Source organism: Mogibacterium kristiansenii, from assembly GCF_009695905.1.
In the GTDB taxonomy this organism is placed as follows: Bacteria; Bacillota; Clostridia; order Peptostreptococcales; family Anaerovoracaceae; genus Mogibacterium_A; species Mogibacterium_A kristiansenii.
Genome location: NZ_VUNA01000009.1, coordinates 76752 through 96447, shown reverse-complemented (window position 1 = coordinate 96447; position 19696 = coordinate 76752). Strand labels below are relative to the sequence as shown.

Annotated in this window: 14 protein-coding genes; 4 read left to right on the top strand and 10 right to left on the bottom strand. The window is 50.2% G+C overall.

The window, feature by feature from the left end:
- Window positions 1-529: 529 nt before the first annotated feature.
- The 3 genes from FYJ65_RS05910 to FYJ65_RS05900 form a co-directional block, all read right to left on the bottom strand.
- Window positions 530-2365, bottom strand: coding sequence for a coiled-coil domain-containing protein (locus FYJ65_RS05910; protein ID WP_154554428.1), 1836 nt, complete (start codon window positions 2363-2365; stop codon window positions 530-532).
- 13 nt (window positions 2366-2378) lie between these two features.
- Complete coding sequence (locus tag FYJ65_RS05905; RefSeq protein ID WP_154554427.1) at window positions 2379-4319, bottom strand: coiled-coil domain-containing protein; 1941 nt, start codon at window positions 4317-4319, stop codon at window positions 2379-2381.
- A 206-nt stretch (window positions 4320-4525) separates the two neighbouring features.
- Entirely contained in the window at window positions 4526-5560 is a 1035-nt protein-coding gene (locus FYJ65_RS05900) for a YeiH family protein (protein ID WP_154554426.1), read from the bottom strand.
- 194 nt (window positions 5561-5754) lie between these two features.
- On the opposite strand from FYJ65_RS05900, the gene FYJ65_RS05895 reads away from it, so the two are divergent.
- Window positions 5755-6666, top strand: a complete 912-nt coding sequence (locus FYJ65_RS05895) for a DMT family transporter (protein ID WP_154554425.1) — start codon at window positions 5755-5757, stop codon at window positions 6664-6666.
- A 136-nt stretch (window positions 6667-6802) separates the two neighbouring features.
- Window positions 6803-7675, top strand: a complete 873-nt coding sequence (locus tag FYJ65_RS05890) for a DMT family transporter (protein WP_154554424.1) — start codon at window positions 6803-6805, stop codon at window positions 7673-7675.
- Here the strand turns inward: FYJ65_RS05890 and FYJ65_RS05885 are convergent.
- From FYJ65_RS05885 to FYJ65_RS05875, 3 genes are read right to left on the bottom strand one after another with little or no spacing between them, the layout of a single operon-like run.
- The gene (locus FYJ65_RS05885; RefSeq protein ID WP_154554423.1) at window positions 7610-9685 is read right to left on the bottom strand and encodes an ATP-dependent helicase; all 2076 of its coding nucleotides are present in this window, start codon (window positions 9683-9685) and stop codon (window positions 7610-7612) included. The two genes, FYJ65_RS05890 and FYJ65_RS05885, sit on opposite strands and share 66 nt — an antisense overlap.
- 17 nt (window positions 9686-9702) lie before the next feature.
- On the bottom strand, window positions 9703-10368 hold the full coding sequence (locus FYJ65_RS05880; RefSeq protein WP_154554422.1) for a SurA N-terminal domain-containing protein: 666 nt from the start codon (window positions 10366-10368) through the stop codon (window positions 9703-9705).
- Complete coding sequence (locus FYJ65_RS05875) at window positions 10340-11749, bottom strand: GH25 family lysozyme (protein ID WP_206157326.1); 1410 nt, start codon at window positions 11747-11749, stop codon at window positions 10340-10342. Before FYJ65_RS05875 ends, FYJ65_RS05880 begins: the two co-directional genes overlap by 29 nt.
- Window positions 11750-11974: 225 nt before the next feature.
- Here FYJ65_RS05875 and FYJ65_RS05870 point away from each other — a divergent pair, with 225 nt between their 5' ends.
- Together FYJ65_RS05870 and FYJ65_RS05865 are read left to right on the top strand one after the other, a co-directional pair.
- A complete protein-coding gene (locus FYJ65_RS05870) occupies window positions 11975-13069 on the top strand; it encodes a S1C family serine protease (protein ID WP_206157325.1) in 1095 nt (364 codons plus the stop codon).
- A 237-nt stretch (window positions 13070-13306) separates the two neighbouring features.
- The gene (locus FYJ65_RS05865; RefSeq protein ID WP_154554419.1) at window positions 13307-13957 is read left to right on the top strand and encodes a nuclear transport factor 2 family protein; all 651 of its coding nucleotides are present in this window, start codon (window positions 13307-13309) and stop codon (window positions 13955-13957) included.
- An 84-nt stretch (window positions 13958-14041) separates the two neighbouring features.
- Here the strand turns inward: FYJ65_RS05865 and FYJ65_RS05860 are convergent, their stop codons facing one another.
- The 4 genes from FYJ65_RS05860 to FYJ65_RS05845 all read right to left on the bottom strand — a co-directional run bounded on the left by FYJ65_RS05860 (window position 14042) and on the right by FYJ65_RS05845 (window position 19491).
- A complete protein-coding gene (locus FYJ65_RS05860) occupies window positions 14042-14494 on the bottom strand; it encodes a hypothetical protein (RefSeq protein ID WP_154554418.1) in 453 nt (150 codons plus the stop codon).
- Between the two features lie 95 nt (window positions 14495-14589).
- Window positions 14590-15030, bottom strand: a complete 441-nt coding sequence (locus FYJ65_RS05855; protein ID WP_206157324.1) for a hypothetical protein — start codon at window positions 15028-15030, stop codon at window positions 14590-14592.
- 128 nt (window positions 15031-15158) lie between these two features.
- Window positions 15159-17405 carry a YhgE/Pip domain-containing protein gene (locus FYJ65_RS05850; RefSeq protein ID WP_154554416.1) on the bottom strand — a complete coding sequence of 749 codons (2247 nt, stop codon included), beginning with the start codon at window positions 17403-17405 and terminating at the stop codon, window positions 15159-15161.
- Window positions 17392-19491 (bottom strand): efflux RND transporter permease subunit, encoded by a 2100-nt coding sequence (locus FYJ65_RS05845; protein WP_154554415.1) that lies wholly within the window; start codon window positions 19489-19491, stop codon window positions 17392-17394. The genes FYJ65_RS05850 and FYJ65_RS05845 overlap by 14 nt, the downstream gene beginning before the upstream one ends.
- Between the last annotated feature and the right edge of the window lie 205 nt (window positions 19492-19696).

Sequence of the window (19696 nt, the reverse complement as noted above, 5' to 3'; positions counted from 1 at the left end):
CGCGTTCGCGTCTCGACTCGTTTCCGAATCATTATTGTTTGTGTTTAGAATTGTACAGGGACATCCGATTACAGTGTATGACTTAAAGTCATTTGTACATCGTTTGTCTCTTATACTGATCTTAGACGAAATCTCCATCGAAATGTGTTCCGTCTTTGACCGGTTCTGCACTATGAAGTTTTCAAGGTTCTTGCTGTCTCATTCGAAACAGCTTATTCATTATAGCGCTTCAGTTGGCTCTTGTCAAGCACTTTTTTCAAACTTTTTTAAAAAGTTTTCAGTGCCCACGAGCGCATCCAATGCCACAAAGGCTTGGAGCCTGCACGCTGCGCCTCCGAGAAGCGTTCGCTTTTCGGTGACGACAAGATGGAATTATACGCGCGTTACGGGCACTTGTCAACAACTTTTTAAAACTTCTTTTAAAAGGTTAATTGTAAAAGTAATTTCACAGAACTGAACGCAAAATGCCGAAGTATATACCTCGGCATCTCGCTTGATCTACATATTCTCGGTGTTCTTATGAATGATGTTATTTTACTTTTACCTTCTTAACGGCGGACCATTTGCCGGTGTAGCTCTTGCCTTTTACCTTCTTAACGGCGCATACCTTTACGTAGTATGTCTTCTTGGATTTCAGTTTGCTGATGGTCTTCTTTACCGCCTTGCCGGATTTCACGGTTACGGTCTTCACCTTCTTGAATTTCTTGCTGGTGCTGTAGGTTACTTTGTAGGAAGTGGCACCGCTGACCTTCTTATAGGTAACGGTCACTTTCTTCTTGCCAGCCTTCAGCTTGAGTCCCTTCACCTGCCCCGGCTTCTTTACCGGAGCCACCGTTGGGGATGGGGTTGGTTTATTGTTCTGGTTCTTCAGCTGTTCCTCTGTCTTCTTCAGCTTATCCTGTGTTTCTTTCAGAGAGTTCTGAAGTGTGTCTACCTTCTTGTTCAGCTCTTCCAGTTCCTTGTTCGCCTTATTCAGAGAGTCCTTTGCTGCATCCAACTCCTTATTTGCAGCATTTAAGGTGTCTTCCAACTCCTTGTTTACATTATTTGAGAGTTCTTTCGCTTTTCCAAGCTTAACTTCCGCTTTGTTCAGATTCGTGTTCAGTTTTTCTAATTCAATTAAGTACTGATTGTATTCTTCTTCTTCATATTTATCACTGCTGAAGACGGTCTGCATATTCTCTGCCACACTCTCAAGCTCATAGATATTGTAATTTCCGGAGTCATATTCCGATTCATTTAATTCTTCAATCAGTTCTTCACACTTGGAGTAGAGTTCTTTGCCTTTTTCGCTGTACTCTGTTCCCTTCTGTTCCAGGAGCGCCTGAATATTCTTTACCTGCACCTTTGATTCCTGAATGGACTTCTCTGCATCGGAAATGGCCTTATTGATGTCAACATCTTCTTCAAAGATGTCATCATTCAAAGCCTTTTCAGCAGCCCCGACGCTCGTTTCCAGCTGCTTCATATTGTCGTCCATTTCCTTTTGATCGGATTCCATGGCGTGCTCCGCTTCAGTTACCTCTTTCTGAAGTGCTTTGATTTTTGCAATCATCGGTGCCCACTCTTCCGTCGGGATTACAGAAAAAGTACCATCGTTTTCTGTTTTTATGGCGTATCCGTTTGCAATACATTCATCTTTTGGTTTTTCAGTAAACAATCCATTGTAAATTCTGAGGCTATAGTAATTCTCCTCGTCTTTATTGACAATTTTACCCTGTATTGTTCCCGCTGTGTCAATTGTTGAGTCACTCCAGAATTGGATTGCGTTGTTTCCCGGTTGAACCTTCACACTGCTGTTTCCGTTAATCGCTATCTGTTCTGCAATCACCGCATTTGCACAGTCACTGCTGCCCGATGCATCGATATTGAAATTCGTTATCTTCGCATCACCGGTGCAAGCTCCCTCGATGTGAATTCCGACCTCACAGTTCTGAATCTTCAACGTGCCATTTTTAAAAGTGACATGACCTTCATCTCCTTGAAGGCAAATGGCTGCTCGTTCAGATTCAGATCCATATGTTGCGCCATCTGTTACCGTATATGTGTTGCCGTTAAAGTCAAAATTAAAATATGGGCTATCGCCGTACGACAACGCCAATGCTGCCCCTTTACCGGACGCGTCCCGATTCAATATGATTGTTGAATCATATTCTCTACCAGACTCCATCGCATCCTGCAGTTCATTGTAGTTTCCTAGAATGAATCCCTCGGAATCTTCTACCGTCCACACAGCATCAGTGTCTGCACTGCCCGATGATGCTTCGCCGGCAAATGCATACATCGGCATAAATGCCATCGTCATGACGATAGACAGAATGCCTGCCAACCATTTCTTTCCGGATTTCATACTATCCTCCTTCATTTTTCTCCTGTTATTATTTCACCTTTACGCTCTTCACGCCGGACCATTTACCGGTGAAGTTCTTACCCTTCACTTTCTTAACGGCGCATACTTTAACGTAGTATGTTTTCTTGGATTTCAGTTTGCTGATGGTCTTCTTCACCGTCTTTCCGGATGTCACGGTCACGGTCTTTGCCTTCTTGAATTTCTTGCTGGTGCTGTAAGTCACTTTGTAGGAAGTAGCACCGCTTACCTTCTTATAGGTAACAGTCACTTTCTTTTTACCGGCTTTCAGCTTGAGGCCTTTCACCTGCCCCGGTTTCTTTACCGGAGTTACCGTTGAAGACGGAGTTGGTGCGTTGTTCTGCTTTTTCAGCTCTTCCTCTGCCTTCTTCAGCTGCTCCTGCGTTTTCTGCAGCTCTGCAGCTAATACATCCAGTTTTTTATTCAGCTCTTCTTGCTTCTTTTCTGTCTCTGCCAATGCCTTCTTTGTTTCTTCCAGCTCTTTTCTCGCTTCTTCCAAAGCTGCACTGTTTTCTTTGTTGACCTTATTCGGCAACTTCTTTATCTTGTCCAGCTTCACTTCCACCGATGTCAGTCTCTTATTCAGTTTATTCAGTTCTACCAAATACAATTCGTCAAAGCCGTTATAATCCTTTTCATCCGCACTGCTGAATATCGTCAACATCTTTTGCGCGGATTCTTCTATGCTATCCAAACCTTCATCAACATCAAAATCTCCAAAGTCATACTGACTCCGATCGACTTCTTTCAATTCTTTTCTCAGGTCTGCACATTTATCTTTCAATATCTGACCTTTTTCACTGTATTCTTTTCCCTTCTGTGTAATAAATAGCGTCACGTCCTCAATCTGCGCTTTTGCTTCTTGAATGGACTTTTCTGCTCTTAGCGTTGCCTTCTCAACACCGTCCTCATAAACTCCATCGTTTAAGCTCTCCTCTGCAGCATCCAGACTTTCTCTGATATCGTACATTTTCTTGTTCGTCACATTAATATCTGCATCCAAACTGTCGTCTGCTTCAGCAACCTCTTCTCTTAATTCCTTAATTTTCTGCAAGAGCGGATCCGCCGCGTCTACGACATATCTTCCGTCATCGGTTGCTTTTACCGCATAGCCTTTTGCAATATACGCTTCATCCGGCTGTTCGCTGAACGATCCGCCGTACAGCTTCAAGTGGGTAAACCGATCCTCATTTCCTTCTTCATCAGAGATAACACTCTGTGCATTTTTGATTTTCCCATCAAATCTTCCGTTTCTAATCAAAACCCTCGCGATTTCGTCATATCCGCTTTCTCCAAAGAAATTGATATCCCCTTGAATTGTTCCTTTTGTATTGATTACGTTATCATTGCCCGAGAATTTATAATAATTAAATGCATCGTTGCCCGGCTGAACCTTCACACTACTGTTTCCGTCAATATTGCAATACTTTTCAGCATATACTGCATTTTTGCAGTTTTTTGAATTCGATGCATCCACATTGAAATTCTTCATATTAATACCCGCGGATCTAATTCCGCCAGAACAGTTCTCAATTTTCAATGTACCATTATCGAAAGAGAACGTATACCCTGAATAATTGCCAATTGCATACGATTCCGTTTCTCCGGTCTCTCTTTTTGCACCGCCTGTTACTGTATAGGTGTGGCCATTAAAATCAAAGTTTCTGTCCCAACTGTCCCCATCCTCTACAGCTTCCAAATACAAGCCTTTTCCGGATGCATCTCGATTTAATATAATCTCGCACTCTTCATTTGAATGTTCAATTGCTTCTCTAAGGTCATTGTAATTTCCTAAAACCTCGCCTTTACCATAGTCATTTCTCACCGTCCAAACTGCGTCGGCGTCGGTTCCGCCTTCCGCTGCCTCACCGGCAAACGCATACGTCGGCATGAATGTCATCGTCATCACGACGGACAGAATGCCTGCCAACCATTTTCTTTTGGATTTCATAAATTCCTCCTTCCATCCATTTCCTTTCTTTCTGTTTCGACGGAATTCGTTCCGCCGAAAGGCTTCCAAACCAATTCTAACCCCTCTGTACCACTCCTGTCATTTAATTCGCAGTTTAATTTTCTCGCAAAAAAAAGAAGCGGGACATCCGGAGACGTCCGCTTCGATTTGCGTTTGCGCTTTTCACTTATGGTTTTCACTTCACCTTACCAAATGCCCATCACGTGCTGCATCAGCAGGCTCACGGCGGTGATGCCGGCCCAGCACACGGCGCCCAGAGCGATTGGCTTTCCACCGGATTTTACCAGTTCCACCAGGTTGCTGTTCAGACCGATGGCGGCCATGGCCATGGTGATGAAGAATTTGCTCAGTTCCTTCAGCGGGGCAAAGACTTCCGCAGAGACACCCGCCATACCCGCAAGGGTTGTGATTACCGAAGCGATTACGAAATACAGAAGGAACATCGGAAATGCCCGCTTCAGGCTGAAATTGTTTTTACCGGAGCCGGAAGATTTGCGGGCGCGGTGGATGGCCAGACCCAAAGTAATCGGGATAATCGCCAGCGTCCGGGTGAGTTTCACCGTTACGGCTTTGTTCAGAGTTTCGGCGCCCAGGTTCCACATGCTGTCCCAGGTCGCGGCGGCCGCGGTCACCGAGGAGGTGTCGTTGATAGCCGTTCCCGCGAAAATACCGAAAGCTTCGCCGCTGTGGGTATCGAAGCCGATGGCGGTGCCCAACATCGGAAAGAAGATGGCGGCCATCACGTTGAAAAAGAAGATGACGGAAATCGCCTGAGCGACCTCCTTGTCGTCAGCATCGATAACCGGTGCGGTGGCGGCGATGGCCGATCCGCCGCAGATGGAGGACCCCACGCCCACCAGAGTGGAAATGTTTCCCGGAATGTGCATTGCTTTGTGGAACACCCACGCCAGAATCAGTGAGATGGCGATGGTGCTGATGATAATCGGAAGGGACTGTCCGCCGGTGCGGAGAACCACGCCCAGGTCCATGCCGAATCCCAGCAGCACTACCGCCGTCTGCAGGATGTACTTGGATGTGAATTTAATTCCCTTCTTCGCTTTTCCCTGATCCTTCCAGAACAGGGCGATGATCATGCCCAGCAGGATTGCGATTACCGCGCTTCCCACCACCGGAAACTGTTTCCCGATGAACCATGCCGGCAGCGCCAGCAGGAAGCAGACCGCAAAGCCCGGAACTTTCTCTTTAATCGTGTTACTCATTTTACTCTCCTTAATTCGTCCTATGCCGCCCGTTTCGCAAAGCAGTCTTTTTATTATATGCCGAACCGGAGACCTTGTAAAGTCATATTTTGCGAATGCACTCCGCCACTACCGAAGTCACTGTCTTTGATGTATAATGTTCATCGTGTCCGAAAGATTACAAAAAACGCATATAATATAGAAGGAAGAATCTCATGAAACAATTCTGGTCCAAAACATCCACGCTGATCATCACAGCCATTTTCTGCTGCACCCTGTGGGGCAGCGCCTACCCGTGCATCAAGGTCGGCTATCGCCTGTTCTCCATCGTTTCCGGCAACGTTCCCGGACAGCTGTTTTTCGCCGGCTGCCGTTTCGCGCTGGCGGGAATCCTGGTGATTCTGGCGGGCAGTCTGCTGCAGAAGGAACTGCTTTTACCGGAGAAATCCGATTGGAAGCCCATCGCTGTACTGGCCCTGTTCCAGACAATCCTGCAATATATCTTCTTTTATATGGGCCTGGCCCGCGCCTCGGCGGTGCGCTCCTCCATCATCAACGGGACCGGCGCCTTCGTGGCAATCCTGCTGGCGGTGTACATGTTCCGGCTGGAGAAAATGACGCTAAAAAAATTCATCGGCTGCTTCTTGGGGTTTTCCGGGGTGCTCCTGGTGGAGACCGTCGGTCAGACGGTGAATTTCGGCTTCGCCTGGAACGGGGAAGGGTTCATCCTCCTTTCCGTGTTCGCCTCCTCCACGGCGTCGATTTTGATTAAAATCTTCTCCCGGGACCACAACCCGGTACTGCTTTCCGGCTGGCAGTTTTTCACCGGCGGACTGACCATGGCCATCGTGGCCTTCCTCTTCGGCGGCCGAATGACGGTGGGAACCCCAACATCCTTGCTGCTGCTCCTGTACATGGCCTTCATCTCCTCCGCTGCCTACACCCTGTGGGGTGTTCTGCTGAAATACCACCCGGTGAGCCATGTGACGGTGTTCAACTTCGTCACACCGGTGGCCGGCGTGTTGCTCTCCTCTGTCATCCTGTCGGAACACGGCGTGCTGAACGGCTCCGTCCTCATCGCTTTGGTATTGGTGTGCGGCGGAATCCTGGTGGTTTCTCGGGAATAATTCATTGTGCAAAATATTGCTCTTGATTCCCCGCGGTGGTATAATTCAAGCGCTGTTACAGTTCATAAGGGGATGGACGGAACATCTATGATTAAAAGAAAATGTTTTTGTCGGAGGATTTACAGGGGGTATTGAGATGACTCAACGAAAAGCAGAAGCGCTGATTGCGCTTGGACTCACTTTACGGGGAACGTCGCTGCTGTTCAGCAAACTGGCCATGCAAACCATTGGGCCGTTCACGCTGTGCGGCATCCGTTTCCTGATTTCATTTGCAGTGGTAGCACTAATCTTTCATAAGCAGATTCGCAGTGTTACCAAAAAGGAAGTATTGCACAGCGCAATTGTGGGTTTCCTCTATTTCTGCTGCATGGCGTTTGAACTCTTGGGGCTTCGGACAACACCGTCCTCCACAACTGCTTTTATTGAAAATACGTCGGTGGTCATCGTGCCGCTGCTGGCGGCCATCGTATATCGCCGGCTGCCGAAGCGCATGGATATCCTGTGTGCGCTGATTGCTCTCGCAGGCATCGCACTCATGACCCTGAAGGGTAGCAAGCTGGCATTTACGCCGGGAGAGCTGTTGGTCTTCGGCGGTGCGGTAAGCTACGCGATTACCGTTGTGGTCATGGATATGGTTACGGTGGACGACAACGCGCTGAACATCGGAGTTTTCCATCTGTTCTTCATCGGATTCTTCAGCCTGCTGGCGGCGTTCGCCTTCGAGGATTTCACCATCCCGACCTCTGCGCCGGAATGGGGTGCGATTCTGTACCTGGCACTGGTGTGCGGTGCCATCGGTTTCACGATTCAGCCGGTGGGACAGAAATACACCACGCCGGAGCGAGCCAGCCTGTATGTGGCGACCAATCCGCTGGCAGCGGTTATTCTGGGCGTTATTTTCCTGGGGGAGCGGTTCACCTTCCTGGGAATCATCGGCTGCGGATTAATCCTGCTGAGCATTTTCCTGCCGGCTGCGCTGGAGAACGGACTGGCGAGGAAGAAGGCGTAGCGAACCCTTCTCAATGCAGATGCTCTTCACGAATTTGCGGGTCTTCCCGTCCTTCGGGAAGTACACCTCCAGGAAATCTCCTTCGTTGGAGCGGATGACGCCCACGCCGAAATTCCGGCTCCGGACCTCCGCTCCCGGGACGAATTCCGCCGCCTTCTCCCGGAACTCTTTGGAATCCATCCGGAACACGTCTTTTGGTTTGCCGCTGCGGTCCGGCAGCTTGCCGAAGCATTCCCGCAGGAACGGGGAGGAACAGTCTCCGTAATCCGGAAGAATCAGTTCCTCCCGGGTACGGGTGATTGCCACGTAGAAGATGCGCCGTTCCTCCTCCCGGTCGTTTTCCGAGGAAGGGAGCACATCCCGTACGGCATCCACCAGAATCACCCGGTCGTACTCCATTCCCTTGCTGCCGTGAATCGTGCTGAGAACCACTTTGGCGTCCGCTGACTCCAAATTTCCGGTTCCGGAAGAAATCATCTGCTCCAATTCCCACAGCTTCTGCAGGAAATCCGCAATGGTATCCGCGGGTTCCGCAAGCGCTTCCAGCACGAAAAGCTTTTCGCTCTTCTCGTTCCGGTACCGAATGCCGGTGCGAATCATTTGCAGCGCCTCTTTCGCGTTATTCCGAAGGCGCATATCCCGCAGGTTATCCCGAAGAATCTGCAGATCTTCCTTCTTTTGCCGTCCCAGAAGCGGTGATTCCGTCAGCACCGCCAGAATGGGGTCCTCTCGCCGAAAGTCCATTCGCCGCACCGCATCTCCCACTGCGTTTTTCGAAATCCGGTAATTCAGCTTATAGTAAATTCGCCAGAACAGCTCGCTGTCCGCCGGATGCATGACGAATCCCAGGATATCCTTCACATCCCGCACCACCCGGCTGCTAAAGAACAGGGTGTCCAGCCCCCGATTTCGAAATGAAATCCCGGCATTTCTCAGGTGATACATCAGAGGGATGGCGCTGTCGTTGTTCCGGTAGAGCACCGCCGTTTCCCGCTCCGGATCCTCTCGAATCCAGTCGGCAATCTGCCGATACTGATCGGACCGCCGCGCCACCGGTTCCACCCGAACTCGGCCGGAAGACTCCGCCGCGGGCTTCATGTTTTTATCGTATCGCTTTCGGTTGTGCCGGATAAAACGGTCCGCCAGAGCCACGATGTCCTTTCCGGACCGGTAGTTGGTCTCCAGCCGATACACTTTACCCCCGGGATAATGGCGCTGAAAATCCAGCAGTGCCTCCGGGTACGCCGCCCGAAAACCGTAGATGCTCTGATCTTCATCCCCCACCATGAACAGATTTCCCCCGTCCTGCGTGAGAATCTGCAGAATCCGATGCTGCAGCCACGAGGTATCCTGCGCCTCGTCCACCATCACATAGGGATATTTCCGCCGGTAATGATTCCGCACCCCCGGCACCTTCTCCAGGAATTTGCAGGCATACACCAGCTGGTCGTCGTAATCCATGGCGTTCTGCGCCTTCATGCTCCGGACATAAGCGTCGTACAGGGGCTTCGCCGGGTAATCTCCGATTCGAAGCTTCTCAATCTCCCCCTCCGAAAGCTGCATATTCTTGATATAGGTAATCTTCTGCGCGAACTCCCGAATGTCGCTCTCCCCGGGAAAAGAATCTCCCGCCACGCTCACGAGAATCCGGCGCAAAAGCAGCCCGGTGTCCGTCAAATCTTCCGGTTTCTGCCGTCCCGTTTTGTCCGCATAAAAGCAAACTACGCGGTAGCAGAAGCTGTTGATGGTCATAAAATCCACCCGATTATTTCCGTACTGCCGCCGGAACCGCTGCTTCATTTCTTCCGCCGCATTGTTGGTAAAAGTAATTACCAGCACGGAGGTGTCCGGCACTCCGGAACGAAGCAGGTTCTCCAGGCGGGCCAGAAGCGTGGTGGTTTTCCCACTTCCTGGCACAGCAAGAAGCAGCGAGCTTCCGCTGCAATCCGCTGCGGCCGCTCGCTGCTGTTCGTCTAAATGTGTATTTCCGGTGAATGAGGAATGATTCATACCTCTCCGTCTCCCTGTTAATTTTTTACAATCTTTCCGTACAGGAGTTTCGATTCCAAGTCAATCTCCTCTGCGTGCTCGTCCAGAGTCTCGCCGGCAATTTTCTTGTAATCCGCCTCACTGGTTGCTCCTCGGTCTTTCATCATCTGCTGCTTTGCCGCCTTCATCTCCTCGGAAGAAACGTAAATCTTCTTTTCTCTGGAAATGGAATGGAGAATCAGTTTCTCCTTCACATTCTCCTTTGCCAGCTTCTCTACCTGCGCTTGGAATTCCGATTCCGTCAAATCCGACTCCTTCAGGTATTCCTTATACGTCAATCCGTATTCCTTAATCCGCTTGTGGTACTGACTGGTGATGTACTTTTCTTCTCGCTTCAACTGCGCTTCCGGATACTTGCTTACCTCTGCGGATTTCACCAATTTTTTCCATTCCTTCGCCGTCAAGGTATCTTCCTCCGGCATATCGAAGGATACATACCGATCCAACAACAGAATATTGTATCCGTTATAGCGGTTCAGCGTTGCGCTCAAAAGAAATAGAAGGAATACCAGAAACACCAGCATTCCTACTATAATTTTCTTCTTCTTGGAAAGTCGGCGAAAACGGGAATGTTCTCGCCATTTCTCGTGTGCGGATGAAAGGTGGTCACGAAGGCTAGTTCTTTCCGGAACTTGTTGTGACATCGTTGCTTACCTCCTTATCAATCAGTCGCACCTTGTTCGTCTTCTCTTTGCTTACACCGGAAAGTTCGGTGTCGTTCTGAACGGCCTTATCGATAATATCGGTCTTCTTGTTGTTCTTCGGGGTCGCCGTCGCAATAACCTTGTTTTCTTTCACCGTAGCGACCTTCACCTGACGCTGTTCGCCGTCCAGGAACACTTCCGTCCGGTTGGTGTCCACGTGCTGCCATTCCTCACTGTTGGAATTTCTGTAGAATACTCGGTAGTTACCTACGTTGCTCTCCGCTGCGGTGAACTTTACTTGGGTCTTTCCGTTAACCTCCGAAGTAACCACATCCGTTACCTCATTGGCTCTCTCTTCTTTCTCGATGGTCTTACTGCCAATCCGGAACGGAACGCATTCCGTATATCCGCGATACTTGCCCTTGCCTTTTACGATGACATAGCCTGTGCCCTTGCGGATGTTCTTTGCGTACACCAGAGTGTAGTCCTGATTCTCCGTGAGCTTCGTTACGCCATCCTGAACGGTTACCTCCGGCTCCACCGGATTACCGGTATACGCCAGCTGCTCGTAATCCATGGTGGCTTCCATCTTCTTGTTGCCGTTGGTGTTTTTATTTTTCGGAATGTACATATAGTTGGAGTCCACTCTGCCCCGAATTCCGGAGATGCGGTCGATGCTGCTGTACTGCCAGTAGGTATAATCTTCCGAGGAAGTGTTGTTAATATTGTACTGCGCAATCCACAGCTCGTGGCCGTCCTTCACCAGCTTCGCCACATCCACACCGGACGTCTTAGACGTCAAGCTCTGCGACACGTACAGGCAGGTGGTATATCCGTGATCCCTGCAGTAATTGAGGAACGCGTCAGCAATCAGGGTCAGCTGCTTCCGGGCATTGGCGGATCCGCCTTCCGAAACCCAGCCTGCATACGCCGCATCCAATCTGCCGTTGGAGAACTCCATATCCATTACAATCGGAAGCTCCAGCTTTCTGCCCTCGGCATACTTGCAGACTTCCTTTGCCTCGATTACCGCTTCTTCCGTGGTGGTAGCCTGGGAGTACCAATACACGCCCCGGGCCACTCCGGCCTTTGCCGCCTCGTCCATATTCTTTTCATAGGTGCGATCCTTAATCATTTCAAAGGAATTCTGTCCAGTGGCTCCGGCACGGACAAATGCATAATCCGCTCCGGCATGCTTCACCTTCTGCCAATCGATGTTTCCCTGCCATACGGAAACATCAATTCCATAGAAAGCGCGGTTAGACGACACCTTGCCCGGCTGGCGCACGGTATCCTTCGTTGGGAGAGCATACGTCGGAAGAGTCGAAAAGACCGTGATCATCACTACGACCACAGCAACAGCAATTCTTCCTGCTTTCATTGTTCCGATAAATCCTCTCAACATCCACTGCCTTTCTATCCTACAAGTGACTTCCTATAAAATGACCGTATCATTATAGCATACATGAGGCGGTTTTTATGATGAAAATATGATTGAACCTGCAATTTCCTTTTCAAAGTTTTTATATTCCTTTAAGTTCACTTTAAGTTTTTTTCAGTATATTGGTACTATCAAATGCAACACGATAATGAAGGAGGATTCCCCATGAATAATAATTTCAACGAATCCAACACCGACTTCATTCTGATCAATCCGAATGACGAGAATCGGGATGACCATAAAAACAGCCGACCGCCTCGGCAGAAGCGGCCGAAAGAACATTCTTTTAGGAAACGGACCATCGCCGCGGTGCTGAGTTGCGCACTCGTCGGCGGTGCCTCCGGCTTTGGGGGTGCCATGATTGCCGAGCGCACCGGTGCTGCTACCCTGCTGGAAGGGAACGGCGGAGACCGGACGGTGAGCGTGAAAAGCGTGAATACCAGCAAAAAGATGACGGCGGCGCAGGTCTACGCCAAGAACGTGGATGCGACGGTGGGAATCTCCACCAAATCCACCACCCGGAACATGTTCGGTTACTCCACGGAGTCCGCGGCTTCCGGTTCCGGCTTCATCGTTTCATCCAATGGATATATCGTCACCAACTACCACGTAATCGAGGGGGCGGATTCCATCACGGTTTCCACCAACAACGGCAAAAGCTACGAGGCGACGGTGCGGGGCTACAACGAGAGTTACGACGTGGCAGTGCTGAAAATCAACGCCACCGGGCTCCGGGCCGTGACACTGGGCAAGTCCTCCAGCGCAAACGTGGGGGACGAAGTGGTGACCATCGGAAATCCGCTGGGCGAACTCACTTTCTCCCTGACCTCCGGCGCCATCAGCGCCCTGAACCGGGAAGTGACTTTTTCTCAGAACAACACCATGAAGCTGATTCAGACTGACGCGGCCATCAACTCCGGCAATTCCGGCGGCCCGCTGTTCAACCTGTACGGAGAGGTCATCGGCATCACCAATGCCAAATACTCCTCCGGCAGTTCTTCCTCAGAGGCGTCCATCGACAACATCGGGTTCGCCATTCCGATTGATGAGGTGGATTCCATCATTAAAAATATCATCAAGAGCGGAACCAAAAGCAGTTCCGATTCGTCCGGCAATTCCGGAAGCAACGATTCCTCCTCGGATTCCCGTTCCGGAAACAGCGGGCAGTCTCAGGACTCCTCCGGAAGCCACCACGGCAGTGTTCCGGATCAGGATGACAGCTGGGAAGATTCCATCGAGGATTTCTTCTCCACATTCTAGCCTTCCATCCGGGGGTGCACAGGCGGCAACTCCCATGGATATATATATATTTTCCTTTCTTTGGCGAGGCCGGCATGCAACTGCCGGTTTCGTTTTTTGTCATTTCTTAAAATTTCCGAAAGCTTTTCTTAAATTTCACACGCCTTTCTTGATATCCTCCCGGCAATAGTGTAAGGTTATATCAATTCAAGTTGAACATGAACGGGATCCCGTTTCTAATAACGAAAGGAGTATTAAATGAAGAAGAGATTAATATCTGTGATTTTGCTGAGCACACTGGTATTGCTGTGTGCCTGCGGTTCTTCCTCATCCAAACCGGAGGTGACCCCATCGAAGACGGTGGATCAGTTCCTCAAAGGAATTCAGGATGAGGATCAGGATGCTATCAAGAAGGTATACGAAGAGAGTACCTTTGATCTGGGCGCCGAAGCTTGGGACGACGACGATGACGAAGAAGGCATGGACACCGCAATGAACAAGGTGCTCACCGACGACTTCTACCCAAGACTGATCGATTTCGAATACAAAATCGGTGAGGAAGAGATTAACGGCGATGAGGCCACGGTAAAAGTAGATATCACCACCTACAAGATGGGCGACGCATTCGTGGCCGGTTTCAAAGATTTCTTTGCCGGAGCCATGGATTTGTACAACTCCAACGCTTCCGACGAGCAGGTCAGCAAGGTGATGAGCGAAAAGCTGCACCGGCAAATTTCCGCATTGAAGAAGAAGGAATACAAGAAGACCGCTACCTTCCATCTGACGAAGGAAAAAGGCGTATGGGTTGTGGAAGACATGGACGACGACAAGAACGAAGCCGCTCTGAACATCCTGTCCGGCGGAATGCTGGATGCGGAGAACTCCATCGACCGCATGACGGATGACTAATCTATATTTCCAATAAAACACGAACCCCCGGCAGCAGGTACTTGCATAATCGCAAGCCCTCTGCCGGGGGTTTTAGATTCTTTTTTATCTTTTCCTGCAGGAACGCTCCTTGCTGTAATCCACCAAGGTATCGCTGCCCCGGCCGCTTCGGACGGTGGAAACACTTTTTACCATATACCGCCCCTTTACAATCTTCCGCTTGCGGGTCAGGTTCAAGGTTCTCCCATTGGCGCGTCCGGTCCACCTGGCCACGGTGGTCCAGTGACCTTTCGAAGATTTCAGCAGATACACCGTAGTGTACAGCGTGGTCTTCTTTGCGGCACCCTGATTCACCCGGACCCGAACATGCGCTCGGTCTTCCCGAATCCGAAGGCGGGTATCCACCGAAATGGAGCCTTTTTTTGCCGCATAGACCTTATCCGTATGAGTCCTTTTATGTTCCGGCCGGTCGCCCTGACTGCCGGCGAAAACCGGCGCGGACATTGCGGTCATCAGTACAACAACCAGCGTGAATATCAGCAGGTTCCGCTTTCTCATTGCTGCACCCCTTTCTCTTTACTAAGCTACGCACATACTTGCCTTATTCTACCATGAAGGCGCGAGCTTTCAAATAAGTTTTTCTTATAAAAAAATTATTCACTTTTCTCTCTTCTTCCGGCCCGGGGTTCGCGCACGGAAACCGAATTCATTGGCTTTGCGGGCAGGCGAGCGCGAACCTTGCCGGCGCCGGGGTCGTCTTTTCCTCTTCTTCCGGCTCGGGGTTCGCGCTCGGAAACCGAATTCATTGACTTTGCAGGCAGGCGAGCGCGAACCTTAGCGCCTCCGGGGTCGTCTTTTCCTCTTTTTCCGGACCGGGGTTCGCGCACGGAAACCGAATTCATTGACTTTGCAGGCAGGCGAGCGCGAACTTTACCGCCTCCGGGGTCGTCTTTTCCTCTTCTTCCGGACCGGGGTTCGCGCACGAAAACCGAATTCATTGGCTTTGCAGGCAGGCGAGCGCGAACCTTGCCGGCGCCGGGGTCGTCTTTTCCTCTTTTTCCGGACCGGGGTTCGCGCACGGAAACCGAATTCATTGGCTTTGCGGGCAGGCGAGCGCGAACCTTACCGCCTTCGGGGTGGGTTTGCTCTAAGAAAAGGGCGAAGCCGTCGCACATGAATTGCGACTGCTCCGCCCTCTACTTGCTTAATTGTCCGGCAGGTCCTACTTATCGGATTTGCTTGCCTTCTTTACCTCGTCGGTCTTGAAGATGATCTTGCTCTCTCCGCTCTGACCGTCCTGCTTTCCGCCGATGAAGGAACCATCGGAAGCGGCATCCAAAGTTGCCTTTACCCGGTTCACCATGCTCTTAATATCCGAATCCTTCAGGGTGGATACCAGCTTCTGGATTCCGGTCTTATTGAATGTTGCCATTCCGCTTGCCAAAGTATCCGCACCGTCAGACAGAGTCTCCGCACCTTCCGTCAGCTGACCCATGTAGGTCACCAGCTTACCGGTTCCGGCATCTACCTGAACCGCACCGTTTGCCAGCTTTGTAGTGCCGGCATCCAGCTTATTTGCACCGGCATCCAACTTATTCACGCCGGTTACCAGGCTGGTCTTATCCTTAGTATCGACCTTGATTCCCGCCTGCAGGCTCTGGAGGCCCAGAAGTGCGCCCGGATGGAACTTTCCGTCCTTGTCGGTATATCCGTTCACGCCGGCATCCAGCTGTGCGGCACCGGAATTCAGTCCGGCCACGGCCTTCGACAGACTCGGAACCTTTGTTTCGTCCGCCTTTGTACCTCCTACATTGACGGCGGTATCCAAAGCCTGAGTTCCGGCCTTCAGTTCATCCGCACCGTCCTGCAGCTTCTTCAAGTCATCATTGGAAGAAGCTGCAATACTCTGATACATTGCCTTCGCCGTCTGATTTGCGGTAGTAATCTTCTGCTTGTCGGTATTCACGGAAGAAACCGTATCGTTTACGTTTGTCTCGTATGTTCCCAGCTTTTCTTTTGCATTCTTCAATGCATTGATGGTGTCCTGATCTCCGGAAGCCGCTGCCGCTTTGATAGCTGTTTCCAGAGCGCCGTCCACATCGGCGGAGGATGGAGCATTTACCTTCTCGGTATTCACGCCGTCCAGATTGTCGCTGATGGATTTCGCAGTCTGAGCCAGCTTGGCGTTCTGTGCCGCAATCGTTTTGCCCATCTGCTTGATTCCGGCATCCACCTGAGCTGCTCCGGCACTGAGTTTCTTAGCGCTGCCGTTATCACCGGCCAGTCCGCCCGCACCGTTCACGCTGGAATTCAGCGCCTCCGTTCCTTCTTTCATCTGAGTGGTTCCGGAAGACAGGTCCTGGGCACCGGCTACCAGCTGATCCGCACCGTCGGACAAGTTCTTCACGCCGGCCTTCAGGTCTCCGGTCCCCTGCTTCAGGTCTCCGGTTCCGGCCTTCAAGTCCTTGGATCCGTTTTTCATGCTCTCGGTGCCGTCCTTCAGGGTTTCGGTTCCTTCTTCAATCTGAGAGGAGCTGTCCGCCAGCTTATTGGCACCCTTGGCCAGCTTGGAACTTCCGTCCACCAGCTTTTTGGAAGCATCGGACAGCTTGTCCAGTGCGCTTTCCAGCTCGTCAACCTGACCGGTGGCGTCATCCAATTTCGTGGTATCCACATCATTCATGAAACCGGAATCCGCTACGGTGTAGGTTCCGTCGATTTCGAAATTCGTGGTCTTTGCGTTGATGGTTACGTGGTCCGGAATGTCCAGCTCGTCAATCTGCAGGTTGTCGCTCATTCCCGGAAGAGCGATTCCCACAACGGCGGTGCTGTTTCCGTCGTTTACCGCCTTACCGTTGTTTACGGTGACGTTGGTGAAGTTGTCGTTGCTCAGCACGACCGCACTGACGATTGCGTACGGACGAGTCAGACTGTAGCCGTTTTCTTTTACGCTGTCGTTGATGTCGTAATCGAAACGGATTTTTACATTGCCCTTCTTGCCGGCGATTTCATCGGCGGAAACCTTCGTGCCGTTCAGATAGTAGCTGACCTTTACTTTTACCGGAAGCTCCCCGTCGTAGTCTCCGGTGTAGTGGATGTCCTTGCCCTTTGCGGCCCACACCAGCTTCTTGCCGTCCCGGCTCATTTTCTCGTCGCCGGAGGTGTTCTTGATGTTCTTCAGATTGGAGTAATCGCTGAGGTTGTTGGACTTGCCCTCATTCTTCAGCCACTCGCTTACCGAAACATCGGTTGTATTGCCATCGGCGTCCATTACCGCGTACACGGTCTCGGATTTGTCGCCGGTCTGTGCGGTCTTCAGCATCTCCGGGAAGTTCTCATTGATGGACTTCTCCGTATCTGCATGGACTGCATTCATCTGCGGCACATAAAACAACGCTGTGCTGCATGCCAGAACGCCCGCAAGAATCGGGGCGCCGATTTTCTTGATTTTGTTGTTAAGCTTTCTCATTGTTCAATCCTTTCATGCCCCTTGTAGTTTTACAAATTATACGATCGAATGCCATAAGCATGGATGGCAGCAGGAAAATCACCGTGATCATACTGATAATCGCACCTCTGGCCATCAGCGAACACATGGTGCTGATCAAGTATACGTTGGAATACTTCGACACTCCGAAGGTGGATGCGAAGAAGCCCAGTGCACTGGTCATGATGGACGGCATCGACGTCCGCACGGCGATATCAATGGACTCTCGCTTGCTCAGCCCGCCCATTCGTTCGGTCTTGTACCGAGTGGACATCAGTATCGCATAGTCCACCGTGGAACCCAGCTGAATGGTGGTGACGCATACCGGAACCAGGAACGGAAGCTCCACTCCGGTGAATCCACAGATTCCAATGTTGATGTATATGGCTAACTCGATTACAAGTATCAGTATAAACGGTAGTGATATCGAGCTCAATACGAAGAAAATAATCAGGAACACCAGTCCGATGGAAATCCAGTTAACGACCTGGAAGTCCTTGGACGTCAGCTGAATCAAGTCCTTCGTAGACGGCGCTTCACCAATAACCGATCCGTTCTTATCGTACTTGTGAACGATACTGTTGACCTGTGTCACCTGACGATTTACCTTGTCGGTAGAAATCCGATACTTCGAGTTCACCAGTATCATCTGGTGCTTGTCGGACCGCATGGAGTTGTTCAGCTCATCCGGAAGCATGTTCCGAGGAATCGCAGAACCCAGCATTCCGTCCACACCCAGAACGCTCTTCACGCCCTTCACGTCTTTGATTTCCTCACTCATGGACCGGCCATCTTTCGCCGACATATTCGCATCTGCGATGATGATATAGGAAGTATTGATTCCGAAATCTTTCGATAGCTTCTTATTTGCAGTATAGAACGGAACCATCTCTTTATCGATATCCTTGCCGTCTCCCACCACCATCTTCGTCAAATCGTAAGATGTATTCGTGTGAGCATATCCATACAGTGCCGGAGCTAACAGGAGTCCAAAGCACAGGATGTAAATTCCATACCGAGATGTGAGCTTGTGAGACAATCTGTCGGCACTTGGGATTAAGGTCTTGTGACGAGTCTTCTGCAACGTTCTTGTAAAGAACAGAATCATCACCGGCAGCACCGTAACGCTGCACACTACACCAAAGACAACGCCCTTCGCCATAACCAATCCAAGGTCCATGCCCATCTTATAGGTCATGAAACACAATGCCAGGAAACCGGCAATTGTCGTAACGGAGCTTCCTGTCACAGAAATCAACGTTGCATTGATGGCCTCTGCCATGGCCGGTTTCGGCTCTATTCCGTCATCCAGCTTTTCCATATAGCTGTGCCACAGGAAGATGGAATAGTCCATGGTCACGCCCAGCTGCAACACCGCCGCAATGGCTTTGGTGATGTAGGAGATTTCTCCGAACATGATGTTGGATCCCATGTTGTACAGAATTGCCAGTCCGATACTCAGCAGGAACAAGAACGGTGCCACATAGGAGTCCAACAACAGCATCATTACCAGAAGGGACAGCGCTACCGCCACCGCTACGTACTTGATTTCTTCCGTCTCCGCAATATTCTTCAGATCCAGAACCATGGATGTCATTCCGGCAACATACGTGTCCTTGTTGCTCATCTTTCGAATCTGATCCACGGCATTCAGCGTATGCTCATCCGAAATTCCCGTATCGTAGAATGTTACCAGCATCGTTGCATTCTTGTTATTGATATTGTCCTGCACCACCTTCGGGTACATGGAAATCGGAATGGATGGATTCACCACGTCCTGCAAATTCACGATGGATTCCACATGATCCACCTTCTCAATGTCCTTCTTCAGCTTCGTCACATCATCCGTCTTCATATTCTCCAGAACGAGAATGGAGAAGCCGCCCTTGTGGAACTCATCCATCAACAGGTCTTGACCCTTTACACTTTCCATATCGCTCGGGAGGTATGACAACATATCGTAATTAACATGAGTCTTCGCCATTCCGATTGCTGACGGAATGATTAAAATCAATGCTATTACGAGGATTGCGTGTCTCAGCTTCACAACTACTTTGCCGAATTTCATCTCTTGCATCCCCCTATAAAAATAGTTTCGCATATCTAAATTGACCGACGGTCATTTCATCTGCCAGTATACTAGCACAGGAATGACCAGCAGTCAATATTTGAGATAAATTTTTTACAAAATTCCTTTGTTCAATTTTCGAAACACTTTATATATAAGGATTTCGAACACTTGACCGTTGGTCATTTTATTCTTGACGAATCCT